This is a genomic window from Pseudomonas nicosulfuronedens (assembly GCF_005877905.1).
Taxonomy (GTDB): Bacteria; Pseudomonadota; Gammaproteobacteria; order Pseudomonadales; family Pseudomonadaceae; genus Pseudomonas; species Pseudomonas nicosulfuronedens.
Genome location: NZ_SWDV01000010.1, coordinates 165,355 through 186,865 on the forward strand (window position 1 = coordinate 165,355; position 21,511 = coordinate 186,865).

At 64.0% G+C, this 21,511-nt stretch carries 23 protein-coding genes and 4 tRNA genes; 12 read left to right on the forward strand and 15 right to left on the reverse strand.

Going from position 1 to position 21,511, the window contains the following annotated elements; genetic code table 11:
• The first annotated feature begins 6 nt into the window (after positions 1 to 6).
• A complete protein-coding gene (locus FAS41_RS10165; protein WP_138521803.1) occupies positions 7 to 687 on the forward strand; it encodes a heavy metal response regulator transcription factor in 681 nt (226 codons plus the stop codon).
• Positions 684 to 2,003, forward strand: a complete 1,320-nt coding sequence (locus FAS41_RS10170; protein ID WP_138521805.1) for a heavy metal sensor histidine kinase — start codon at positions 684 to 686, stop codon at positions 2,001 to 2,003. Before FAS41_RS10165 ends, FAS41_RS10170 begins: the two co-directional genes overlap by 4 nt.
• Before the next feature lie 182 nt (positions 2,004 to 2,185).
• Here the strand turns inward: FAS41_RS10170 and FAS41_RS10175 are convergent, their stop codons facing one another.
• The 4 genes from FAS41_RS10175 to FAS41_RS10190 form a co-directional block, all read right to left on the reverse strand.
• Positions 2,186 to 2,965, reverse strand: a complete 780-nt coding sequence (locus tag FAS41_RS10175) for an ABC transporter permease (RefSeq protein WP_138521807.1) — start codon at positions 2,963 to 2,965, stop codon at positions 2,186 to 2,188.
• Complete coding sequence (locus FAS41_RS10180; RefSeq protein ID WP_138521809.1) at positions 2,962 to 3,894, reverse strand: ABC transporter ATP-binding protein; 933 nt, start codon at positions 3,892 to 3,894, stop codon at positions 2,962 to 2,964. Before FAS41_RS10180 ends, FAS41_RS10175 begins: the two co-directional genes overlap by 4 nt.
• Positions 3,895 to 4,001: 107 nt before the next feature.
• Positions 4,002 to 4,619 carry a glutathione S-transferase gene (locus FAS41_RS10185; RefSeq protein WP_138521811.1) on the reverse strand — a complete coding sequence of 206 codons (618 nt, stop codon included), beginning with the start codon at positions 4,617 to 4,619 and terminating at the stop codon, positions 4,002 to 4,004.
• A 162-nt stretch (positions 4,620 to 4,781) separates the two neighbouring features.
• Complete coding sequence (locus FAS41_RS10190; RefSeq protein WP_138521813.1) at positions 4,782 to 5,441, reverse strand: transglutaminase-like domain-containing protein; 660 nt, start codon at positions 5,439 to 5,441, stop codon at positions 4,782 to 4,784.
• A gap of 261 nt (positions 5,442 to 5,702) precedes the next feature.
• Here FAS41_RS10190 and FAS41_RS10195 point away from each other — a divergent pair, with 261 nt between their 5' ends.
• From FAS41_RS10195 to FAS41_RS10210, 4 genes are all read left to right on the forward strand, one after another.
• The gene (locus FAS41_RS10195; RefSeq protein WP_138521815.1) at positions 5,703 to 8,138 is read left to right on the forward strand and encodes an acyl-CoA dehydrogenase; all 2,436 of its coding nucleotides are present in this window, start codon (positions 5,703 to 5,705) and stop codon (positions 8,136 to 8,138) included.
• A 117-nt stretch (positions 8,139 to 8,255) separates the two neighbouring features.
• Complete coding sequence (locus tag FAS41_RS10200; protein WP_138521817.1) at positions 8,256 to 8,669, forward strand: PA2816 family glutamine-rich protein; 414 nt, start codon at positions 8,256 to 8,258, stop codon at positions 8,667 to 8,669.
• A gap of 73 nt (positions 8,670 to 8,742) precedes the next feature.
• Positions 8,743 to 9,153, forward strand: a complete 411-nt coding sequence (locus FAS41_RS10205) for a PA2817 family protein (protein ID WP_138521819.1) — start codon at positions 8,743 to 8,745, stop codon at positions 9,151 to 9,153.
• 149 nt (positions 9,154 to 9,302) lie between these two features.
• Positions 9,303 to 9,827, forward strand: coding sequence for a DUF3592 domain-containing protein (locus FAS41_RS10210; protein WP_138521821.1), 525 nt, complete (start codon positions 9,303 to 9,305; stop codon positions 9,825 to 9,827).
• A gap of 105 nt (positions 9,828 to 9,932) precedes the next feature.
• Here FAS41_RS10210 and FAS41_RS10215 read toward each other — a convergent pair.
• From FAS41_RS10215 to FAS41_RS10230, 4 genes are all read right to left on the reverse strand, one after another.
• A tRNA-Gly gene (locus tag FAS41_RS10215) sits at positions 9,933 to 10,008 on the reverse strand.
• Between the two features lie 74 nt (positions 10,009 to 10,082).
• Positions 10,083 to 10,158 (reverse strand) — tRNA-Gly (locus FAS41_RS10220).
• An 84-nt stretch (positions 10,159 to 10,242) separates the two neighbouring features.
• Positions 10,243 to 10,318: transfer RNA gene (locus FAS41_RS10225), tRNA-Gly, on the reverse strand.
• Positions 10,319 to 10,320: 2 nt separating this feature from the next.
• A tRNA-Glu gene (locus FAS41_RS10230) sits at positions 10,321 to 10,396 on the reverse strand.
• Between the two features lie 215 nt (positions 10,397 to 10,611).
• On the opposite strand from FAS41_RS10230, the gene FAS41_RS10235 reads away from it, so the two are divergent.
• Positions 10,612 to 11,382 (forward strand): hypothetical protein, encoded by a 771-nt coding sequence (locus tag FAS41_RS10235; RefSeq protein ID WP_138521823.1) that lies wholly within the window; start codon positions 10,612 to 10,614, stop codon positions 11,380 to 11,382.
• Positions 11,383 to 11,430: 48 nt separating this feature from the next.
• Entirely contained in the window at positions 11,431 to 12,093 is a 663-nt protein-coding gene (locus FAS41_RS10240) for a glutathione S-transferase family protein (protein WP_138521825.1), read from the forward strand.
• Positions 12,094 to 12,152: 59 nt separating this feature from the next.
• On the opposite strand, the gene FAS41_RS10245 is transcribed toward FAS41_RS10240, so the two are convergent.
• Positions 12,153 to 12,635: a GAF domain-containing protein gene (locus FAS41_RS10245; RefSeq protein WP_138521827.1), complete on the reverse strand. Its 483-nt coding sequence runs from the start codon at positions 12,633 to 12,635 to the stop codon at positions 12,153 to 12,155.
• On the reverse strand, positions 12,632 to 13,528 hold the full coding sequence (locus FAS41_RS10250) for an ATP-binding protein (RefSeq protein WP_138521829.1): 897 nt from the start codon (positions 13,526 to 13,528) through the stop codon (positions 12,632 to 12,634). The genes FAS41_RS10245 and FAS41_RS10250 overlap by 4 nt, the downstream gene beginning before the upstream one ends.
• A 108-nt stretch (positions 13,529 to 13,636) precedes the next feature.
• Between FAS41_RS10250 and FAS41_RS10255 the strand changes: the two genes are divergently transcribed.
• Positions 13,637 to 16,018 (forward strand): ATP-binding protein, encoded by a 2,382-nt coding sequence (locus FAS41_RS10255; RefSeq protein ID WP_425049013.1) that lies wholly within the window; start codon positions 13,637 to 13,639, stop codon positions 16,016 to 16,018.
• 1 nt (position 16,019) lies between these two features.
• Here the strand turns inward: FAS41_RS10255 and FAS41_RS10260 are convergent, their stop codons facing one another.
• The 3 genes from FAS41_RS10260 to msrB form a co-directional block, all read right to left on the reverse strand.
• On the reverse strand, positions 16,020 to 16,490 hold the full coding sequence (locus tag FAS41_RS10260; RefSeq protein ID WP_138521833.1) for a MarR family winged helix-turn-helix transcriptional regulator: 471 nt from the start codon (positions 16,488 to 16,490) through the stop codon (positions 16,020 to 16,022).
• On the reverse strand, positions 16,490 to 16,972 hold the full coding sequence (locus FAS41_RS10265) for a glutathione peroxidase (protein WP_017516977.1): 483 nt from the start codon (positions 16,970 to 16,972) through the stop codon (positions 16,490 to 16,492). Before FAS41_RS10265 ends, FAS41_RS10260 begins: the two co-directional genes overlap by 1 nt.
• A 198-nt stretch (positions 16,973 to 17,170) precedes the next feature.
• A complete protein-coding gene (gene msrB, locus FAS41_RS10270) occupies positions 17,171 to 17,566 on the reverse strand; it encodes a peptide-methionine (R)-S-oxide reductase MsrB (protein WP_045211413.1) in 396 nt (131 codons plus the stop codon).
• A gap of 291 nt (positions 17,567 to 17,857) precedes the next feature.
• Here msrB and FAS41_RS10275 point away from each other — a divergent pair, with 291 nt between their 5' ends.
• From FAS41_RS10275 to htpX, 3 genes are all read left to right on the forward strand, one after another.
• Positions 17,858 to 19,069, forward strand: a complete 1,212-nt coding sequence (locus FAS41_RS10275; RefSeq protein ID WP_138521835.1) for a pyridoxal phosphate-dependent aminotransferase — start codon at positions 17,858 to 17,860, stop codon at positions 19,067 to 19,069.
• Positions 19,070 to 19,097: 28 nt separating this feature from the next.
• Complete coding sequence (locus FAS41_RS10280; RefSeq protein WP_138521837.1) at positions 19,098 to 19,538, forward strand: hypothetical protein; 441 nt, start codon at positions 19,098 to 19,100, stop codon at positions 19,536 to 19,538.
• Between the two features lie 172 nt (positions 19,539 to 19,710).
• Positions 19,711 to 20,586 carry a protease HtpX gene (gene htpX / locus FAS41_RS10285; RefSeq protein ID WP_138521839.1) on the forward strand — a complete coding sequence of 292 codons (876 nt, stop codon included), beginning with the start codon at positions 19,711 to 19,713 and terminating at the stop codon, positions 20,584 to 20,586.
• Between the two features lie 55 nt (positions 20,587 to 20,641).
• Here htpX and FAS41_RS10290 read toward each other — a convergent pair whose 3' ends face one another.
• Positions 20,642 to 21,298: a thiopurine S-methyltransferase gene (locus FAS41_RS10290; RefSeq protein WP_138521841.1), complete on the reverse strand. Its 657-nt coding sequence runs from the start codon at positions 21,296 to 21,298 to the stop codon at positions 20,642 to 20,644.
• 11 nt (positions 21,299 to 21,309) lie between these two features.
• Positions 21,310 to 21,504 carry a hypothetical protein gene (locus tag FAS41_RS10295; protein WP_138521842.1) on the reverse strand — a complete coding sequence of 65 codons (195 nt, stop codon included), beginning with the start codon at positions 21,502 to 21,504 and terminating at the stop codon, positions 21,310 to 21,312.
• Positions 21,505 to 21,511 lie beyond the last annotated feature (7 nt).

Sequence of the window (21,511 nt, forward strand, 5' to 3'; positions counted from 1 at the left end):
ACCCGGATGAAACTCCTCATCGTCGAAGACGAACCGCGCATCGGCCAGTACCTGCAGCAGGGGCTGAGCGAGGCAGGCTTTGCCGTCGACCTGACTGCCGACGGCGACGAGGGCCTGCAACTGGCCCTGACCGGCGAGCACGATCTGCTGATCCTCGACGTGATGCTGCCCGGCCGCGACGGCTGGCAGATCCTCCAGGCGCTGCGCCAGACCGGCAGCGCCGTTCCAGTGCTGTTCCTCACTGCCCGCGATGCCGTGGAAGACCGCGTACGCGGCCTGGAGCTAGGCGCCGACGACTACCTGGTGAAGCCCTTCGCCTTCGTCGAACTGCTGGCCCGTGTACGTACCCTGCTGCGTCGTGGCGGCCAGCAACTGCAGGAAACCACCCTGCAACTCGCGGACCTCGAACTGGACCTGTTGCGCCGTCGTGTGCAACGCGCCGGCAAACGCATCGACCTGACCGCCAAGGAATTCGCCCTGCTGGAACTGCTGCTGCGCCGCAGCGGCGAAGTACTGCCCAAGTCACTGATCGCCTCCCAGGTGTGGGACATGAATTTCGACAGCGACACCAACGTCATCGAAGTCGCCATCCGCCGTCTGCGCGCCAAGGTCGACGATGACTTCCCGCAGCGTCTGATCCACACCGTGCGTGGTATGGGCTACGTGCTGGAAGAGCGCGAAGCATGAGCGCGCGCCTCTCCCTGGGCCTGCGCCTGAGCCTGCTGTTCGCCGCCTGCACCGCCGCCGTGTCGCTGCTGGCAGGCATCGTGTTCAGCCGCGCCAGCGAGGCACACTTCATCGAACTGGACCAGCAGCTGTTGAGCGGCAAGCTGGCGATCTTTCGCGACGTGCTCAGCGAAGTCAGCAGCGCCGAGCAACTGGCGCCGCACACCGCCGAACTGCGCCGCGAACTGGAACGCCACCCCGACCTCGGCCTGCGACTGCAAGGCCCCGATGGGCAACGCTGGTTCTGGCAATTGCCGACAATGAACATGGCCAGCGACGAGCCCCCTGCCTACCGCGAACTGCAAGCGCCCCTGAAGGCCGACCGACCCGATGGTCCGCAGCTCACCCTGATCCTCGATATCACTCACCACCAGCACTTCCTGCAACGCATGCAGCGGCTTATCTGGCTGACCATGGGCTTCTCCGCCCTGGCCACTGCCCTGCTCGGCGCCTGGGCCGCCCGGGCCAGCCTGCGGCCGTTGCGGCGCATGAGCGAGGTGGCGGCGCAGGTCAGCGCGCACTCGCTGACCACCCGCCTGGACGCCGGACAGATGCCGCAGGAGCTGCGTGGCCTGGCCGGCGAGCTGAACGCCATGCTGGCGCGCCTGGAAGAGGCCTTCCAGCGCCTGTCGGCCTTCTCCGCCGACATCGCCCACGAGCTGCGCACGCCACTCACCGGACTGCTGACCCAGACCCAGGTGGTGCTGTCGCGCCCGCGCGGACTGGAGGACTACCGCGAGGCGCTGCACGGCAACCTGGAGGAGTTGGAGCGGCTCACCGCGATGGTCAACGACATGCTGTTCCTGGCCAAGGCCGACCATGGCCTGCTCACGCCCAGCAGCCAGCTCCTGGCGCTGGCCGGCGAGGTGGACGAGCTGCTGGAATTCTACGGGCCGCTGGCCGAGGAAAAGTCCATTCGCCTGGACCGCGATGGCGAGCTGTCGGTGCATGGCGATCGCGCCTTGCTGCGCCGGGTGCTGGCCAACCTGCTGGACAACGCCCTGCGCTTCACTGCGGACGGTGGGCAAATTCGCGTGCGCCTGGAGCCGGGCCGCCTGAGCGTGGAGAACCCGGGGCGGGAGATTCCTGCCGACCGCCTGCCGCGCCTGTTCGACCGTTTCTACCGCGCCGACCCGGCCCGCCGCGAAGGCCAGGGTGAACATGCCGGGCTGGGGTTGGCGATCTGCCGCTCCATCGTTCGCGCCCATGGTGGCGAGATTCGCTGCGAGTCGGCGCAGGGGTGGACGCGATTCGTCATCGAACTGCCGAACGTGTAGGAGCGAGGGGGACGCCCAGTCCCTGCTCGCGAACGGACTCACCGGCAGCACCATCGTTGAGGCGGTTCGCGAACAAGCTCGCTCCTGCAAGATCAAATGCCCGTCGCCCCAAACTGAGCCCGACGAAGGCGGGAAACGAAAAAGGCCCCAACCGGGGCCTTTTTAATCAGCTCAAGGCGCCCTCACTGTCGCATGCCGCGCCCGCTCACCAGCAGACGAATGCAGAACACATAGAGCAGCACGGTCGCCACCAGCATGAAGATCACCGCCGTGCCGATGCGGATGTCGGACACGCCGAGGATGCCATAACGGAAGGCGTTGACCATGTGCAGGATCGGGTTGGCCAGCGAGACGGTCTGCCAGAACGGCGGCAGCAGCGTGATCGAGTAGAACACCCCGCCCAGGTAGGTCAGCGGCGTCAGCACGAAGGTCGGGATGATCGAGATGTCGTCGAAGTTGCGCGCGAACACCGCGTTGACGAAACCGCCCATGGAGAAGATCGCCGCCGTCAGCACCACCACCAGCACGGTGATACCCAGGTGGTGGATCTGCAGGTCGGTGAAGAACAGCGACAGGAGGGTAACGATCACGCCTACCGCCAGCCCGCGCAGCACGCCACCGCAGACGAAGCCCAGGAGGATGGTGTGCGGTGATACCGGCGAGACCAGCAGCTCCTCGATGTTGCGCTGGAACTTGCTGCCGAAGAAGCTCGAGACCACGTTGCCGTAGGAGTTGGTGATCACCGACATCATGATCAGCCCCGGCACGATGTACTGCATGTAGGTGAAACCACCCATGTCGCCGATCTGCCGGCCGATCAGGTTGCCGAAGATGACGAAGTACAGAACCATGGTGATCGCTGGCGGCAGCAGGGTCTGCGGCCAGATGCGCAGGAAGCGGCGGACTTCGCGGTAGACGATGGTATTGAGGGCGACCCAGTTGGCGCGCAGTTCGTGACTCATACCGCCACCTTCGACAGATTCTTCTCCACCAGCGACACGAACAGTTCCTCCAGGCGGTTGCTCTTGTTGCGCAGGCTCAGCACTTGCACACCCTGGGCATTGAGCTGGACGAACAGACCGTTGATGCCCAACGATTTATCCACCTGAACTTCCAGGGTGTGATCGTCCACCAGACGGGCCGGATAGCCGTCGAGCTTCGGCGTTTCGCTGAGCGTGCCTTGCAGGTCGAGGTAGAAGGTCTCGACGTGCAGCTTGCCGAGCAGCTTGCGCATGCTGGTGTTCTCCACGATGGTGCCGTGATCGATGATCGCGATGTTGCGGCAAAGCTGTTCGGCCTCCTCCAGGTAGTGCGTGGTGAGGATGATGCTGATGCCTTCGCCGTTGAGCTCGGTGAGGAAGTTCCACATCGAGCGGCGCAGTTCGATGTCCACGCCTGCGGTGGGTTCGTCGAGGATCAGCAGGCGCGGCTCGTGTACCAGCGCGCGGGCGATCATCAGGCGGCGCTTCATGCCGCCGGAGAGTTCGCGGGAAGCAGAGTTGCGCTTGTCCCACAGGCCCAGCTGGGTCAGGTACTTCTCGGCGCGCCCCTTGGCCACGCTCATCGGGATGCCGTAGTAGCCGGCCTGGGTGACGACGATGTCGAATACCTTCTCGAACTGGTTGAAGTTGAACTCCTGGGGCACTACGCCCAGGCAACGCTTCAAACCGTACGGGTCCTTGTCCAGGTCATGGCCGAACACGTTGACCGTGCCGCTGGTCTTGTTCACCAGGGTGGAGAGGATGCCGATGGTGGTGGATTTGCCGGCACCGTTGGGGCCCAGCAAGGCAAAGAAATCGCCCTCGGCGACGTCCAGGTCGATGCCCTTGAGGGCCTGGAAACCGTTGCCGTAGGTCTTCGTCAATTGACGGATGGACAGCGCGGAACTCATGGGTTTTCCCGTTGCAAGTCGGTGGAAAGACGCATGTCTTTGGAAAAATGGCCTGCTTGATAAGGGTACGCCGCGAGGATTGCAACCTCCGGGGCACGCGCAGGCATTCAGGTCAGGTCGGTCATTACTGCCGCACGGTAAGCCGGGCGTGCCTTCAGGCGGGCGTACCAGGCTTCGAGATGCGGCTGTGCCGGGCGCTCGATGGGCATTTCGAACCAAGCATAGATGAAGCTGCCCAGCGGGATGTCGCCCATGCCGAATTGTTCGCCGGTGAGGTACGGCTGCGTGGCGAGCGTGGCCTCGGGCACCGCCAACAGGGCCACGCAGGTATCGATGGCGGCCTGGATGGCGGTGGCGTCACGTTGCTCCGGCGGAGTGCGCAGGGTACCCCAGAACACGGTGCGGAACGGCGCGGCGAAGGACGAGGTGGTCCAGTCCATCCATTTCTCGGCGCTGGCGCGCTGCTGCAGGTCCTGCGGGTACAGGTCCGGAGCGTAGCGCGCAGCGAGGTAGCGGACGATGGTGTTGGACTCCCAGAGCACGAAGCCGTCGTCGTCCAGGGTCGGCACCACGCCATTGGGATTCAGCTCGCGGTAAGGCGCATCGTTGACCAGGCCGAACGCGCCGCCGGCGTCGATCCGCTCATAGGCCAGGCCAGCCTCCTCCGCGCACCAGAGCGCCTTGCGCACGTTGGAGGAATTCTTTCGGCCCCAGATCCTGAGCATGCTGCGCCTCTCTTGTTGTCGTCATTCGTTTGTCACGCGCCCAGCGGACGCGATTTCGGATGACGGCACCCTACCGGCAACGGCGCCAGGAAAAAAGACACACGTACTGATGGTCACTATCGATTGCTTTCATGGGCGATTGCTTTCATGCGAACGATGGCTTTACGGCCTGGCCGCTTCGCTGCGCATGTCGCCGTCCAGCGGTGCATCCTCGCCGGTGAACAGGTGCGAGTAGCACTGCCTGAGGTAGCCGAAGAAGAATTCCTCCGGCACATCGGGGAACTGGCCGTGGTCGCGCAGGTACTCCATGTGCCGCTCACCCTCGCGGTTGAACGGGTGGAAGACGCTGTCGTTGCGCCCGTCGAATTCCAGCGGCAGCACACCGAAGGCCTCGCACAGACCGATATCGAACGCCGGCGTCGCCTTCACCCAGCGCCCCTCGAGAAAGAGTTCGGTATAGCCGTGCATGGCGAACACTTCGCTGCGCAGCAGTTCCAGGAGGCGCGGCGTGGCCAGGTGGTTCTTCACGTCGGCCAGGCCAATCCGCGCGGGAATCCCGCAATGCCGCGCGCAGGCCGCCAGCAGCGTGGCCTTGGGCACACAGTAAGACTGCCCGGCCTCCAGCGCATGGCTGCCCCTGAGCGTCTGCGGGTCACGGCTGAACACGTAGGGGTTGTAGCGAATCCCGTCACGCACCGCGTAGTACAGGGCGACCGCCTGCTCCCGCGGGGTGCCACCGTCGCCCCGGTGATTTAGAGCGAACTCGATTACCCCAGGGTGGTCACTATCAACGAAGCGGCTGGGCTTGAGGTAGGGCTGCATGGCGTTGTCTCCGGGCTGGTCGTCCTTGGCTGGACCTTGAGATCCGGCTCCAGTCTAACCAGCGCCAACGCCTGTCCGACAAGGCGATCCGGCCAAGCTGTCCGGCCATGCGGCCATTGGTCCGATTCGGCCAGCTAAGCTTCCGGGGCATTGTGGCGGCATCCCTTGCAGGGAAACGCTCGTCATAGTGCTCGCGCACTCTCGTCACCAAGCCCGCTACGGCCTGCTGTCGCCGGGTTGGGCTGTCATGGAGGAATCCGCATGCTGCTCGTCTGGTTACTCGTCCTGATCCTCGGCGTCGCCTGGCTCGCGCACCGCCGCGCCGCACCGCTCAAGGCCCTCGGCATCGTCGCCGTGTACCTCGTACTGATGAGCCTGTTCAGCCACGCCCACGGTTGGATGGTGCTGTTGTGGCTGCTCTGGGCGGTGGTCGCGGTGACGATTCTCGCCACCGACCTGCGCCGCAGCCTGTTCACTTCGCGGCTGTTCGCCTGGTTCAAGAAGACCTTGCCGCCGATGTCCGAAACCGAGCGCGAGGCTATCGAGGCCGGTACCGTCTGGTGGGATGGCCAGCTGTTCAGCGGCCGCCCGGACTGGCACACGCTGCTGGCCTACCCCCGCGCGCAATTGACCGAAGAGGAACAGGCCTTCGTCGACGGTCCCACCGAGCAACTCTGCGCGATGATCAACGACTACCAGGTCGGCAAGGACATGGACCTGCCGCCCGAAGCCTGGGCGTACATCAAGAGCCAGGGATTCTTTGGCCTGATCATTCCCAAGGAATACGGCGGCAAGGGCTTCTCCGCCTTCGCCCACTCGCAGGTGGTGATGAAGCTCGCCACCCGCAGCGGCGACCTTGCCTCCACCGTGATGGTGCCCAACTCGCTCGGCCCGGCCGAACTGCTGCTGCACTACGGCACCGACGCACAGCGCCAGCGCTACCTGCCGCGCCTGGCCACTGGCGACGAGATTCCCTGCTTCGCCCTGACCAGTCCGCAGGCCGGTTCCGATGCCGGTGGCATGACCGACGTCGGCGTGATCTGCAAAGGCCAGTGGGAAGGCGAGGAAGTCATCGGCCTGCGTCTCACCTGGGAAAAGCGCTACATCACCCTCGGCCCGGTGGCCACCCTCCTCGGCCTGGCCTTCAAATGCCATGACCCGGACCATCTGCTGGGCGAGGAGGAAGACCTCGGCATCACCCTGGCGCTGATCCCGACCGACACCGACGGCGTGCAGATCGGCCGTCGCCACGTGCCCCTGGGCGCTGCCTTCATGAATGGCCCCAACTCCGGCAAGGACGTGTTCGTGCCGCTCGACTACATCATCGGCGGCCAGGAAATGATCGGCAAAGGCTGGATGATGCTGATGAACTGCCTGTCCGTGGGCCGCTCGATTTCCCTGCCGGCGGTGGGCACCAGCGCCGCCAAGGCTGGCAGTTACGTCAGCGGCCGTTACGCCCAGGTACGCGAGCAGTTCAACGTGCCGCTGTCGGCCTTCGAAGGCATCCAGGAAGCCCTCGCCCGCATCGGCGGCAACGCCTGGATTATGGACAGTGCGCGCATCCTCACCGCCAACGCGGTGGACCTGGGCGAGAAGCCCTCGGTGCTCTCGGCCATCCTCAAGTACCACCTCACCGAACGCGGCCGCGAGTGCATCGCCCACGCCATGGATATCCACGGCGGCAAAGGCATCATCCTCGGCCCGAACAACTACCTGGGCCGTTCCTGGCAGGCCGCGCCAATCTTCATCACCGTGGAGGGTGCCAACATCCTCTCGCGCAACCTGATGATCTTCGGCCAGGGCGCCATCCGCTGCCATCCGTACGTGCTCAAGGAGATGGAACTGGCCCGCCGCGAGGACCAGGACCAGGCCGAGCGCGAGTTCGACGAGCTGTTGCTCGACCACATCGGCTTTGCCGTCAGCAACGCCGCCAGCAGCCTGTTGCTCGGCCTGGGCTTCGGCAGTTTCGACCAGGTGCCGGGGGACCGCATCAGCCGTCCGTACTACCGTGCGCTGAACCGCCTTGCGGCGTCCTTCGCCCTGCTTGCCGACTTCAGCATGATGATGCTCGGCGGCGAGCTGAAGCGCCGTGAACGCCTGTCCGCACGGCTGGGCGATGCGCTGAGCCACCTCTACCTGGGCTCCGCCGCGCTCAAGCGCTACCACGACCTGGACAACCCGGATTACCTGCACCCGCTGCTGCACTGGGCCATGGAGGAAAACCTGGAGAAAGCGGAAGCCGCGCTGGCCGACCTGATCGACAACTTCCCCAACCGCGCGTTCGCCTGCCTGCTGCGCGTGCTGGTGCTGCCGCTGGGCCGTCGTCACCGTGGCCCGAGCGATAGGCTCGACGCCGAGATCGCTGAGATCCTCGGCCGCCCGCTGAGCGACCCAGCCCTGCAAGCGATACTTGCCGGCGCCCATCTGCCGACTGGCGCAGACGACCCGGTGGCCAAGCTCACCGTCGCTTACGACCAGCTCGCCGCCGCAGCCCCCCTGCAGAAGAAGCTGCACAAGGCGCTCAAGGAACACGGCGTCAATCCCAAGCCAGGGCAGTCACCTATCGATGCCGCCGCCGAGGCGGGCGTACTGGAAGCCGCGGAAGCGGAAACGCTGCACGCTGCCGAGCGCGCACGCCGCGCGGTAATCGACGTGGATGACTTCTCCAAGGAAGAACTGGCCGGCAACGCCGATTGACCGGTGGCTTGCACCCACGGGGCGCCTTCGGGCGCCTCTTTTTTCTCCGACGCACAGCAATGCCGGCCCGGACTATCGGGTGCACACTGAGAGCATCACTCCCATGGAGTACCGCACATGCGTCGATCCATCCTCCTGCTGCTCGCGCTGCTGGCCGGCAGTGTCCAGGCCGACCCCTGGCTCTACCCCAGCCGACCGCGCCCAGCGCCAGCGCCCAGCCCGGTCATCGACCCGATCCAGCAACAGCAGGACAGCCTGCGCCGCCAGCAGCAATTGCGGCAGAACCAGCTCGACAGCCAGCGCCTGAACTACGAGGACCAGCGCCTGCAGATGCAGCAACAGGACCTGCAGCGCCAGCAGGACAACCAGCGGCGCTGGAACGAGCAGCGCCGGCAGAGCGACCAGATGATCCAGCGGCAGAAGAGCGAGCTGCAGCGCGACCAGCTGCAACAGCAGCAGCGCATCCTCGACCAACAGCGCCAGCAGATCGACAACCAGCGCCGACAGATCCAGATGCGCCCGCTCCGCTGATCGACCCGGCGGCAGCGCCGACGAAACCCGATATACTCCCCGGCCGTTTGCACACAGCTCCAGAGGAACCCCCATGGCCAGCGCCTATCTCGACCACCACATCGCCCTGCTCAACCACCTGCGCATGATCCTCGGCGCCCTGGGCGAAGCCGAGCAGGTTCCCGAGGACAACCACGGCTTGTTCCTCGAACGCTTCGACGAACTGCTGGTGGAACTGCCGCGTGACCCGGAAGGCGCCCAGTACCTGGGCCAGGACCTGATCAGCCAGATCTTCCACCGCTACCCGCAGATCGCCCACCTGATCCCGCGCGACCTGCTGTGGTTCTTCGGCGGCGACTGCCTGCACTACATGCCCGACGAAGAGCTGCAGATGTACCAGCAGCTCGACGAGCGTCGCTTCGAGGCCGAGGAAAACGGCGAGCCCTTCGACTGGAACCGCGAGATGCAGGTGCTTGCGCTGCCAGACGACGCATCGAAGCACTGACGCCTCCCCCTCCCCAGCGCGGCGCCTGCCGCCGCGCCACGGACATTCTGTCCAGCGCTCCGTCCGCTCGGTTGACAAACTGACAAGGACACCCCCGACGCCTCGCCCGTAGCCTTTTGTTACTTTTTCAACACAAGGCAGGGAACGTCATGCTCAGCTTCAAAATCTCGTCCGGGGCCCACGAAAAGGTCCGCCGCGTCTCCAGCATCATCTGCACCGTGTTTGCCATCGGTTTCGTGCTGCTGATGTGCCTCACTGCCATTGGCGATCACCTGCGCGCCAGACGCATACTCGCCGACCACTCGGTAGTCAGCGCGCCACTGGTACTGGATGAAGTCACCGAGGAGCGTGGGCGCCGCGGGCGGACCAAGGAGATGTACCACTTCACCTATCAGTTCGAAGTGAAAGGCCAGCCCTACATCGGCCGCTTCGATGTCGCCGGCAGCAATGCCGACAAGTACCCAGAAGGCACCCTGCTGCAGGTCGCCTACTCCAACACCGACCCGGCCCACTTCGACCGCCTCGACCGGCTACAGCACCTCTCCGACACCAGCGGCCTGTTCACGCGCTTGGGAGTGGGCATCCTGGGCGCCGCGCTGATCAGTTTCATCATCCATCTACTGGCAACCCGACGCCTGTTCGTGCCGCGCGAGGAGCAACCGGCGGCGACGTAACACTCGGATCCGCAAATGCAAAAGCCCGCTGCAAGCGGGCTTTTTCCTTGGCTGGGTTTTCCAGCGAAAACGAAAACGCCGCCCTGATGGGCGGCGTTTCGATTCTGGAGCGGGAAACGAGACTCGAACTCGCGACCCCGACCTTGGCAAGGTCGTGCTCTACCAACTGAGCTATTCCCGCATCAACTTGCTGTAACCTTCAGCTTTCGCCGGAGGTTAACGAAAACGCCGTCCTGATGGACGGCGCTTCGATTTTGGAGCGGGAAACGAGACTCGAACTCGCGACCCCGACCTTGGCAAGGTCGTGCTCTACCAACTGAGCTATTCCCGCAGCAACTTGTTGCAACCTTCAGCTTTCGCCGAAGGGTAACGCCATTTCATCTTTCGGTCACCGCCGTGGCGATGATCGAGAATCTGGAGCGGGAAACGAGACTCGAACTCGCGACCCCGACCTTGGCAAGGTCGTGCTCTACCAACTGAGCTATTCCCGCAATGGCGTCCCCTAGGGGACTCGAACCCCTGTTACCGCCGTGAAAGGGCGGTGTCCTAGGCCACTAGACGAAGGGGACGCGGCCCGGAACTTAACATCTTTCCGACTTCGTCGTTCCGGCAAGTTCTGCGTTTCGCGTCGAAGTGGCGCGCATTCTAGGGACGCTTTGTAAGGTCGTCAACCCTCAAGAGAAATATTTTTTAAATCAAAGACTTCTGAGTAAAAACTGAGCTGCCGCTATCAGCAGTATCACTAAGACATTACACTCGCGGAAAACATCCGGAGCACTCCACGGTGTCGCCAATCGTCATTACGGTCCTGGTTCTCGTCGGTATCGCCCTGCTGGTCGCCATCGGCTACATCAATCATCTGGTGGAAAACCGCAAGCTGGAACAGGCGCGCCTGAAGGCCGACCTGTCCGACCGCTGCCGGCGCTGCGCCGATGTTTCCGAGTCCCTGCCCGGCCAGTTCATGTCCCCGGCCTTGAAGCTGCTGCTCAGCGGCTTCGAGCTCAATCTCAGCGAACGCCTGCTGGCCGTCGATAAACAGAACCCCGCGCTCAAGCAGCGCATGGAAGAGCTGCGCGGTCTGGTCGCCAAGGGCGAAGCCATACCGGTCAAGAATGCGCCGCAGCCGATCCTCACCGAGGCAAAGGCCAAGGACGTGCGCTTCCTCTTCGAAGCGCTGCATGCCCAGCTCACCCGCTGCGCCCAGGACAACATGCTGCCGCGCGCCGAAGCACAGAAGTGGGTGAAGGAAATCCGCCACCTGCTCACCCTCCTCCATATAGAGTTCTTCGGCAACCTCGGCCAGCAGGCGCTGCAGCAAGGCCAACCGCGGCAGGCGCGCCTGGCCTTCGAGCGCGGCGCGCAATACCTGCAGAAGCAACCAGAGATCGGCCGCTACCAGGCGCAGCTCAAGCAGATGGAAGCCCAGCTGGCCCACGCCAACGCCCTGGTGCTGGAAACTTCCCAGCCTGCTGCCGATGAGCAAAGCGAACTGGGCGACGGCCTCAAGGCGCTGGATGAAGACGATATCTGGAAGAAGAAGAACCTTTACGACTGATCCGCCGTCGAACCATCACCCCGGCCACCTTCGCCCCAGGAGCCTTGCATGAGCCTCGTCGTCTTCGGCGCCCCACTGTCCCCCTTCGTTCGCAAAGTCCGCCTGTTCGCGGCCGAGAAAGGCTTCGACTACCAACTGGAGAACGTCAACCCGTTCAACCAGCCGGACTGGTACCGCGAACTGAACCCGCTGCGCCGCGTGCCGGCGATTCGCGACGGCGACTTCACCCTCGCCGACTCCAGCGTCATCTGCCACTACCTGGAAGACCGTGACCCGCAGCGCGCTCCGCTGTGCGGCACAGGCGCCGAGTCCCGCGCGCGGATCAACTGGCTGGAAAAGTACGCCGACTACGAACTGGCCCCGCTGACCACCTTCACGGTGTTCCGCAACCGCCTGCTCAAGCCGCTGATGGGCAAGGTCTGCGATGAAGTGGCGGTGAAAGGCGCCATGCAGGAGAAACTCCCGGAGCACTTCGATTACCTGGAGAAGTGCCTGGGCGAACAGCAGTGGTTCATCGATGACCGCTTCAGCCTCGCCGACATCGCCATCGCCTGCCAGCTGGTGAACCTGCGTCACGGCGAGGAAGAGCTGGATGCCCAGCGCTGGCCGAAGCTGGCCGCGCACTTCGAGCGCACCCTGACCCGCCCTGCCCTGGCCGAGATCGTCCAGGGCGAACTGCAGATCATCGCCAAGATCATGGCCAAGCGCTGAACCTGTGCCCGCCATGAAAAAGCCCCGCCTAGGCGGGGCTTTTTGTTACCGGCGAACTGTCAGCAGTCGGACAGGCGCAGGAAAATCTCCACCAGGCGCTCGATACCGGCCTGGTCCTGCGCGCTGAAGCGGCCGACCGTCGGGCTGTCCAGGTCCAGCACGCCAATCAGGCGTCCCTCCTTCACCAGCGGCACCACCAGCTCGCTGTTGGAGGCGCTGTCGCAGGCGATGTGGCCGGGGAAGGCGTGCACGTCTTCCACACGCTGGGTTTCACGGGTGCGCGCTGCGGCGCCGCACACGCCCTTGCTGAAGGGAATGCGTACGCAGGCAACCTTGCCCTGGAAGGGGCCGAGCACCAGCTCTTCGTTGCGGTTCAGGTAAAAGCCGGCCCAGTTCAGGTCCGGCAGCTCGTTGAACAGGAACGCGGAAAACTGCGAGGCGTTGGCGATGAAGTCGCGCTCGTCGGCGAACAGTGACTCCGCCTGGGCGGCCAGCAGCGCGTAGCCGTCAAGGCCGGCGCCGGCCTGTTGCAGATCGATCATGGGGTGTCTCCTTCCAGCAATTGTCGGCCCACCCAGTAGCGGGCGAATTGATAAGCACAGCGGCCATTCCGGTTGCCGCGCCCGAGCGCCCAGCGGATGGCTTCCTTCTCCAGCGCCTCGTCCCAGGCCCAGGCGGCGAGCCCGGATTTCTGCGCGAGTACCTCGACCCAGTGGCGCACCACACTGAGGAAGTGTTCCTGGGTGAAGGGATAGAAGGACAGCCACAGGCCGAATCGGTCGGACAGGGCGATCTTGTCTTCGACGGCTTCGTTGGGGTGCAACTCGCCATCGACCATCTTCCAGTTCTCGTTGTCGCTCTGCTTTTCGGAGACCAGATGACGACGATTGGAAGTGGCATACAGCAATACGTTATCCGGCGCCTGCTCCAGCGAGCCGTCGAGCACGCTCTTGAGGACGCGAAAATCGCCCTCACCCGCGTCGAACGACAGGTCATCGCAGAACAGCACGAAGCGCTGCGGCAACCCCTGAATCTGCTCGACCACACGCGGCAGGTCGGCCAGGTGGTCGCGCTCGATCTCGATCAGGCGCAGCCCTTCACCGGCCAACTCTGCCAGCAGCGCGCGCACCAGCGAGGACTTGCCAGTGCCACGGGCGCCCCACAGCAATGCATGGTTGGCCGGCTGGCCAGCCACGAACTGCCGTGTGTTGCGCGCCAGCTGCTCGCGCTGCCGGTCGACGCCCAGCAGATCGTCCAGGCGCAAGTCGAGACTGACCTTCAGCGTTTGCAGATAACCGCTACGGCCGTCACGGTGCCAGCGCGCCGCCAGGCTCTGCTGCCAGTCCACGGTTTCGCGGACAGCGGGCAGCAAAGGCTCCAGGCGCACCATCAGCGCTTCGGCGCGGGCGAGAAAATCATTCAGACGGGAATCCACGTGAGTCTCCAAGCGCACCAGGGATAAGTCTCCGGACGCAGTTCTTCGAATGCAGGCCCGGGAATTTCTTCGTCGCCGGATTATCCCGACAGACGGTTCCGATGGGCTATGCTACGCCGCAGGAAAGCTTCTGCGAGGCGACGCTCCGCAACCATGGATATTGCGCTTACACATCGCCTCTCGTTCAAGCAGGCCAGCCTGACAGTGCTGGTGGCGTTCATCCTGGGCACCTTGCTCAGCCTCATCCAGGTAGGCGTCGATTATGCCAGCCAGGACGCCTCCATCAACCGCGAAGTGCGCGCCCTGCTGGATGTCAGCCACAACCCCGCCGCGCGCATCGCCTACAACATCGACGCCGAACTGGCCCAGGAACTGGTCGTGGGCCTGTTGCGCTCGCCCGCGGTGATCCGCGCCGAGATCATCGATAATGCCAATGTGCCCCTGGCCAGCGCAGACCGGCCGCCGGCGGAAAGCCATCTGCGCGGCCTCAGCGACTTCCTCTTCGGCGAGCAGCGCTCCTACGAGGAACCGCTGTTCGTCGAGCATGCACCGGCAGAATCCCTTGGCGTGCTGCGTCTGGAGATCGACACCTTCGTCTTCGGCAACGACTTCCTGCGCCGCGCTGGGATGACCTTCCTCTCCGGCTTCGTGCGCAGCCTGATGCTCTCGTTGATCCTGCTGGTGCTCTTCTACGCACTGTTGACCAAGCCGTTGGTGAGCCTGATCGACGCCCTCTCCCGCCATGACCCGCGCTCGCCCTCGCGCCTGCGCCTGCCTTGCCCGCGCGGCCATGAACGCGACGAGATCGGCGTGCTGGTGGAGGTCACCAACCGCCAGCTCAATCGCATCTCGGTGGAAATGGAACAGCGCCGCGAAGCCGAAGACCGCCTGACCCAGTACCTGGAAGAACTGGAAAGCATCGTCGCCGCGCGCACCGCCGAACTGAAGGCGGCCAACGCACGCCTGACACTCTCCAACCAGGAGCTGGAGCAGGCGCGGCAGACAGCCCTGGCCATGGCCCAGGCGCGAGGCAGCTTCCTGGCGAACATGAGCCACGAGATCCGCACCCCGCTCAACGGCCTGCTGGGCATGCTCGGCCTGGCGCTGGATGGCCCGTTGACCGCTGAACAACACCAGCAGCTATCCATCGCCCATGACTCGGGCAAGGTGCTGGTGGAACTGCTCAACGACGTGCTCGACCTGTCCAAGTTCGAAGCCGGCCAACTGGAGCTGGAACAGATTCCCTTCGACCTCGGCACCCTGGTGGAAGACACTGCCAGCCTGCTGTCGCAGAACGCAGGTCCAGCCGTGGAGCTCACCTGCCTGATCAGCCCGCAGCTGCCGGCGCAGCTCTCCGGCGACCCGACGCGGGTGCGCCAGGTCGTCAGCAACCTGCTGTCCAATGCCCTCAAGTTCACCCGCCTCGGGCGTGTGGACGTGCGTGTCGACCCGTTGGGTGCCGAAATCCAGGAGCAAGGTGTCCGCATCAGCGTGCGCGACACCGGAATCGGCGTAGCACCCGAGGCTCTGCAGAAGATTTTCCAGCCTTTCACCCAGGCCGACGCCGGCATCGCCCGCCAGTACGGCGGAACCGGGCTGGGCCTGGCGCTGACCCGCAAGCTCTGCGAGGCGATGAAGGGCGAGCTGAGCGTCACCTCGGAGCCGGGCCTGGGCAGTGAGTTCATCGTCACCCTGCCCCTGCAGACATTGGAGCCGGCACAACCGCTGGCGAAATTGAACGGCAAGCTCGTCGTGCAATGCGCGGCCAGCAGCGGGCTGGCCGCGCTGCTGCAGAGCTGGCTGGCGGAATGGGGCGTGGACTATCAGCGCCTGGACATCGATGCCAGCCTGGCCGGGGTGGAACTGGACGCGCTGCTCTCGGACTGCCCGGACTGCCTGATCGGCCTGCGCCAGAACGTGACCAAGCCGGTGCTGCTGGTGACGGCCTATGGCAACTTCCTTGAGCCCGAGATGGCCCAGCGCCTCGCACCCTTGCGACAACTGGCGCGGCCACTGTCTCGCGCGGTGCTCTACCAAGCGCTTAAGCAGGCCTTCGAACACCAGCCGCTGCCTGTATCAAAAACGACTGGCGCGACCTCGCAGGGGCAATTTTCCGCCCGCGTGCTGCTGGTGGAAGACAACCCGGTCAACCAGCTGGTCGCGCGCGGCCTGCTGCAGAAGCTGGGCTGTCAGGTAGGCATCGCCATCAACGGCGAAGAGGCGCTGAAGCAGCTCGACGGCGCCGAGTTCGACCTGGTACTGATGGACTGCAACATGCCGGTGATGGACGGCTACCAGGCCACCCGCGAAATCCGCGAGAGTGGCCGCTGGCCGGACCTGCCGGTGATCGCCCTGACCGCCAATGCTCTCCCGGACGAACGCGAACGCTGCCGTGCTGCCGGCATGGACGACTACCTGGCGAAGCCCTTCCACCGCGACGAACTGGCGGCCATCCTCGAACGCTGGGCCGCGCAACCGCTGCGCGGCTGAGTCAGGCGTCCAGCTTCGACAACTGCAGCAGCAAACCGTCCAACTGCTCGCGCAAGCCGTCGGTGACGCTCAGGTCGATACCGCTGCGGCACAGCAATTCCTCTCGCAGCGGCAGCACCTTCTCGCGCAATGCCAGCCCTTGCGCGGTCAGCCCCAGGTGTACTTCGCGCTCGTCATGCAGCGCACGGCGGCGCTGCACCAGGCCTAGCTGCTCCAGGCGCTTGAGCAGCGGCGTGAGGGTGCCGGAATCGAGCATCAGGCGCTCACCGAGCGCCTTCACCGACGGCTGCGACGGCGGTTCGGCCTGCCACTCCCAGAGCACCAGCATGGCCAGGTACTGCGGGTAGGTCAGGCCGAGCGCCTCGAGCATCGGCCGGTAGCCGCGGATCACCGCGCGGGACACGGCGTACAGGCGGAAGCACAGCTGGTTGTCCAGCTGCAGTTCGGCCGGCAGGGAGACAGCGTCTTTCATCACAGCAGCGCTTCAATCTCGGCGGACAGTTGCTCGGGCTTGGTGGTCGGGGCGAAGCGCTTGATCACCTTGCCATCTTGGCCGATGAGGAACTTGGTGAAGTTCCACTTGATGCCCTGGCTGCCCAGCAGACCGGGGGCGCGCTTCTTCAGTTGCACATAGAGCGGGTGGGCCTCGGCGCCGTTGACGTCGATCTTCTTGAACAGCGGGAAGCTCACGCCAAAGTTCAGCTCGCAGAACTGGGTGATCTCCCCTTCGTTGCCTGGCTCCTGCTTGCCGAACTGGTTGCAGGGGAAGCCGAGCACCACCAGGCCCTTGTCCTTGTACTGCCGCCAGAGCTTCTCCAGCCCCTTGTACTGCGGAGTGAAGCCGCACTGGCTGGCGGTGTTCACCACCAGCAGGGCCTTGCCGCCGAAGTCGGCGAGGGTCTTTTGTTCGCCCTTGATGGTGGTCACGGGAATGTTCAGCAGTGCATCGCTCATCGCAGATGGCTCCAGTGGAAAGTGGGAAACTCAAGAGTAGTGATCAATTAAATTGCGCGCAATTCAATTGATCACGAATCACCCAGAGAAATGACAGGACATCCGGCAACAACCCGATCAGGCTGGCTCGTGAGCAAGCTCGCTCCTACGAAACGCAACCGCCAAAAGAAAAGGCCCGCTCGGTGGCGGGCCCTGGAATCACGCTTTCGGCACCAGTTTCAAGGATGCCGAGTTGATGCAGTAGCGCAGCCCGGTCGGCCGCGGGCCGTCAGGGAAGACATGGCCCAGGTGCGCATCACACTTGCCGCACCGCACTTCAATGCGATGCATGCCGTGGCTGAAATCTTCCAGCTCCTTGACCACCTCGCCGTTCACCGGCTGGAAGTAGCTCGGCCAGCCGCTGCCAGAGTCGTACTTGGCGTCGGAGTCGAACAGCGCGGTGCCACAGCACACGCAGTGGTAGATGCCGGGCGTCTTGGTGTCGTGATACTCGCCGGTGAAGGCACGCTCGGTGCCGCCCAGACGGCAGACATGGAACTGCTCGTCGGTGAGTTCGTCACGCCAGGAGTCCAGGGGCTTTTCCAGCTTTTCCATCGATCTGCCTCCATTAATGGAAAAAATGCCCGATACCTCCTTTTCCGGGAATCGGGCCGCACGTATGATGCGCGTGGTTAACGTCAGGTTCAGAATCTGCCGCACAGAGACATTCTCGCGATAGAAAAGCCTTAAAAGCTCTAATTTTTCGAGAATTCCACTGTTTTCCTGTCGATTTTCAGGGTCGACACCAGGGAAAAGCACTTCCGAACCGCTCATTTGACGCCAGTCTGTCACCCGCGTTACAGCCTGCCAAGTCGCCGGCCGCGGACTATTTCGGAATCCCAGATCATGCAGGTCACCAAATCGAACAAGCTCGCCAACGTCTGCTACGACATTCGCGGGCCCGTGCTCAAGCACGCCAAACGCCTGGAAGAGGAAGGCCACCGCATCCTCAAGCTGAACATCGGCAACCCGGCGCCGTTCGGTTTCGAGGCGCCGGACGAAATCCTCCAGGACGTTATCCGCAATCTGCCGACCGCCCAGGGCTACAGCGACTCCAAGGGCCTGTTCAGCGCGCGCAAGGCGGTGATGCAGTACTACCAGCAGAAGCAGGTGGAAGGCGTCGGCATCGAGGACATCTACCTGGGCAACGGCGTGTCCGAGCTGATCGTCATGGCCCTGCAGGCGCTGCTCAACAACGGTGACGAGGTGCTGATCCCGGCGCCCGACTACCCACTGTGGACCGCTTCGGTCGCCCTCTCCGGCGGCAAGCCGGTGCACTACCTGTGCGACGAGCAGGCCGGCTGGTTCCCCGACGTCGCCGACATGAAGGCGAAGATCACCAGCAACACCAAGGCCCTGGTGCTGATCAACCCGAACAACCCCACCGGCGCGGTCTACTCGAAGGAAGTGCTGCTGGACATCGTCGAACTGGCGCGCCAGCACAATCTGGTGATCTTCTCCGACGAGATCTACGACAAGATCCTCTACGACGAGGCCCAGCACATCTCCACCGCCTCCCTGGCGCCGGACGTGCTCTGCCTGACCTTCAACGGCCTGTCCAAGTCCTACCGCGTGGCAGGCTTCCGCTCCGGCTGGATCGCCATTTCCGGTCCCAAGCACAAAGCGCAGAGCTACATCGAGGGCCTGGATATCCTGGCCAACATGCGCCTGTGCGCCAACGTGCCGAGCCAGCACGCGATCCAGACCGCACTGGGCGGCTACCAGAGCATCAACGACCTGGTGCTGCCGGGTGGGCGCCTGCTGGAACAACGCAACCGCGCCTGGGAGTTGCTCAACGACATTCCCGGCGTCAGCTGCGTGAAGCCCATGGGCGCGCTCTATGCCTTCCCGCGCATCGATCCGAAGATCTGCCCGATCCACAACGACGAAAAATTCGTCCTCGACCTGCTGCTTTCCGAGAAGTTGCTCATCGTTCAAGGCACCGCTTTCAACTGGCCCTGGCCGGATCACTTCCGGGTGGTTACCCTGCCCCGTCTCGATGACCTGGAACAGGCCATCGGCCGCATCGGTAACTTCCTGAAAAGCTATCGCCAATAAATCATCGCCAGTGAATCCCAGCGCATAAATGGACCTGCAGATCGACGACTTCTACAAGGATGCCGCCTCCGGCCTGCTGACGCTCTACCAGGCCTTCCCGCGCAAGATCGCCCTCTACGTCGAGGACCTGATCGGCCGGGAAGAGCCCGACGAGTTCGGCCTGCCCAGTACCCGCCACCAGAGTTGCCTGGGCGCGCTGCTGTGGCTGGCCGATGAAGGCTATCTGCGCTTCGAGGCAACCATTCGTTACGAAGCGCTGGACCAGGCGGTGCTCAGCGAAAAGGCCTTCATGCGCCTGACCCGCATCGTTCCCCACGCCGTGCGCGACGGCGAGGAACTGCCGCCCAGCGTGCGCCGCGACCAGGCCACGCTGGCCAACCAGCTGCGCGAGGCACTGGCGAGCCGGCACGGGGAACGCATCGCGCGACTGACCCGTCTACTCTTCGAGAGCGATTCGGGGCGCCTGTAACAGGGGCGAGCGACACAAGTTGAAATAGTCCCCGAGTTGAATCGCCTCGGGGCCAACCGTATATACCCCGCATACTATTCAGCGATCCCGTGCATGACTGTGCCCGGCGATTCGGAAAGCCGCGTTCCCATGCGGTTTTCGCCAATGTCACCGTGAGGAGAAGCTTTACGCCATGATGCGCATCCTGTTGTTCCTGGCCACCAACCTGGCAGTTCTGGTGATCGCCAGCATCACCCTGAAACTGCTCGGCGTGGACCGTTTCACCGGCCAGAATTACGGTAGCCTTCTGATTTTCTGTGCCGTCTTCGGCTTTGCCGGCTCCCTGGTCTCGCTGTTCATCTCCAAGTGGATGGCGAAGATGAGCACCGGCACCGAGATCATCAGCCAGCCGCGCACCCGCCACGAGCAGTGGCTGCTGCAGACCGTGGAAGAGCTGTCCCGCGAGGCCGGCATCAAGATGCCGGAAGTGGGTATCTTCCCCGCCTACGAAGCCAACGCCTTCGCCACCGGCTGGAACAAGAACGACGCATTGGTTGCGGTCAGCCAGGGCCTGCTGGAGCGCTTCTCCCCTGAAGAAGTGAAAGCCGTGCTGGCCCACGAGATCGGCCACGTGGCCAACGGCGATATGGTCACCCTGGCACTGATCCAGGGCGTGGTGAACACCTTCGTGATGTTCTTCGCACGCATCTTCGGCAACTTCGTCGACAAGGTCATCCTGAAGAACGAAGACGGTCCAGGCATCGGCTATTTCGTCGCGACCATCTTCGCCGAACTGGTCCTGGGTGTGCTCGCCAGCATCATCGTCATGTGGTTCTCGCGCAAGCGCGAATACCGTGCGGACGAAGCCGGCGCACGCCTGGCCAGCACCGGCGCGATGATCGCGGCCCTGCAACGCCTGCGCGCCGAACAGGGTGTGCCGGTGCAGATGCCCGACTCCCTGCAAGCCTTCGGCATCAACGGCAACCTCAAGCACGGCCTCGCCGGCCTGTTCATGAGCCACCCGCCGCTGGAAGACCGCATCGAAGCCCTGCGCGCCGCTGGCCGCTAAACTTCAAGGCAAGAAAAAGGGCGACCCAAGGGTCGCCCTTTTTCTTGCCTGCGATTCAGCCGCGACGCAGCGTAAACGCCACTTCATCCAGATGGCTGACGCCACGCTTGAGGAACTTCGGGTTTTCCGCCAGCACGTCCAGGCGCTCCACCTCCTCGACGTCCCAACCCTCGACGAAGAGCCTGTGCACCTCATCCGCCAACACGGCAAACGGCGGGCCATCCATCTCGGTCTGGGGGTACTCCAGGCTGACCAGCAGCCCTCGCACCTGACGCGGCACGATGCGCTGAAGATGCACGGCATAGTCGGCGCGCAAGTCTGGCGGCAAGGCGATCAGCGCTGCGCGGTCGTACAAGGCGCTGCAGCCGGCCACCTGCTCGGCAGTGACGTCGAAGAAATCACCCTGGAGAATCTCCAGGCGCTCATAGCTGTAGCGGCGCAGCGCGCCCTCCCGGGTAATTTGCGGCGTAACACCCAGTTCGGCGAAGAAGTCGATGGCGGCCCGCTCGGCCAATTCGATACCCAGCACACGGTAACCCCATTGCGCCAGCCAGAGCATGTCCAGGCTCTTGCCGCACAGCGGCACCAGCACCTGCGATTCCTCGGGCAACTCCAGGTTCGGCCAGTGCCGTTGCAGAGCAGGGTTCACCGCTTGCTGATGGAAGCCGATTTCATTGCGCGCCCAGCGCGACTGCCAGAATTCATGCTGCATAGGTCACCTGTTCAAACACTGCGCATCGCACGCGGCAACAACCAGCGCCACCAGGCACCGCGTCGCTCGAGTGGACTCTCTCCGGCTTCGAGGATCTTCAGCCGTACTTGATCACCACGAACCCGCTGCACACAGATCACGGTGCCGTCTTCCAGACGGAGGCAATCGCCGATCTCGAGCACCAGGACTTGTTCAACTTGCTGCATAGCCGAA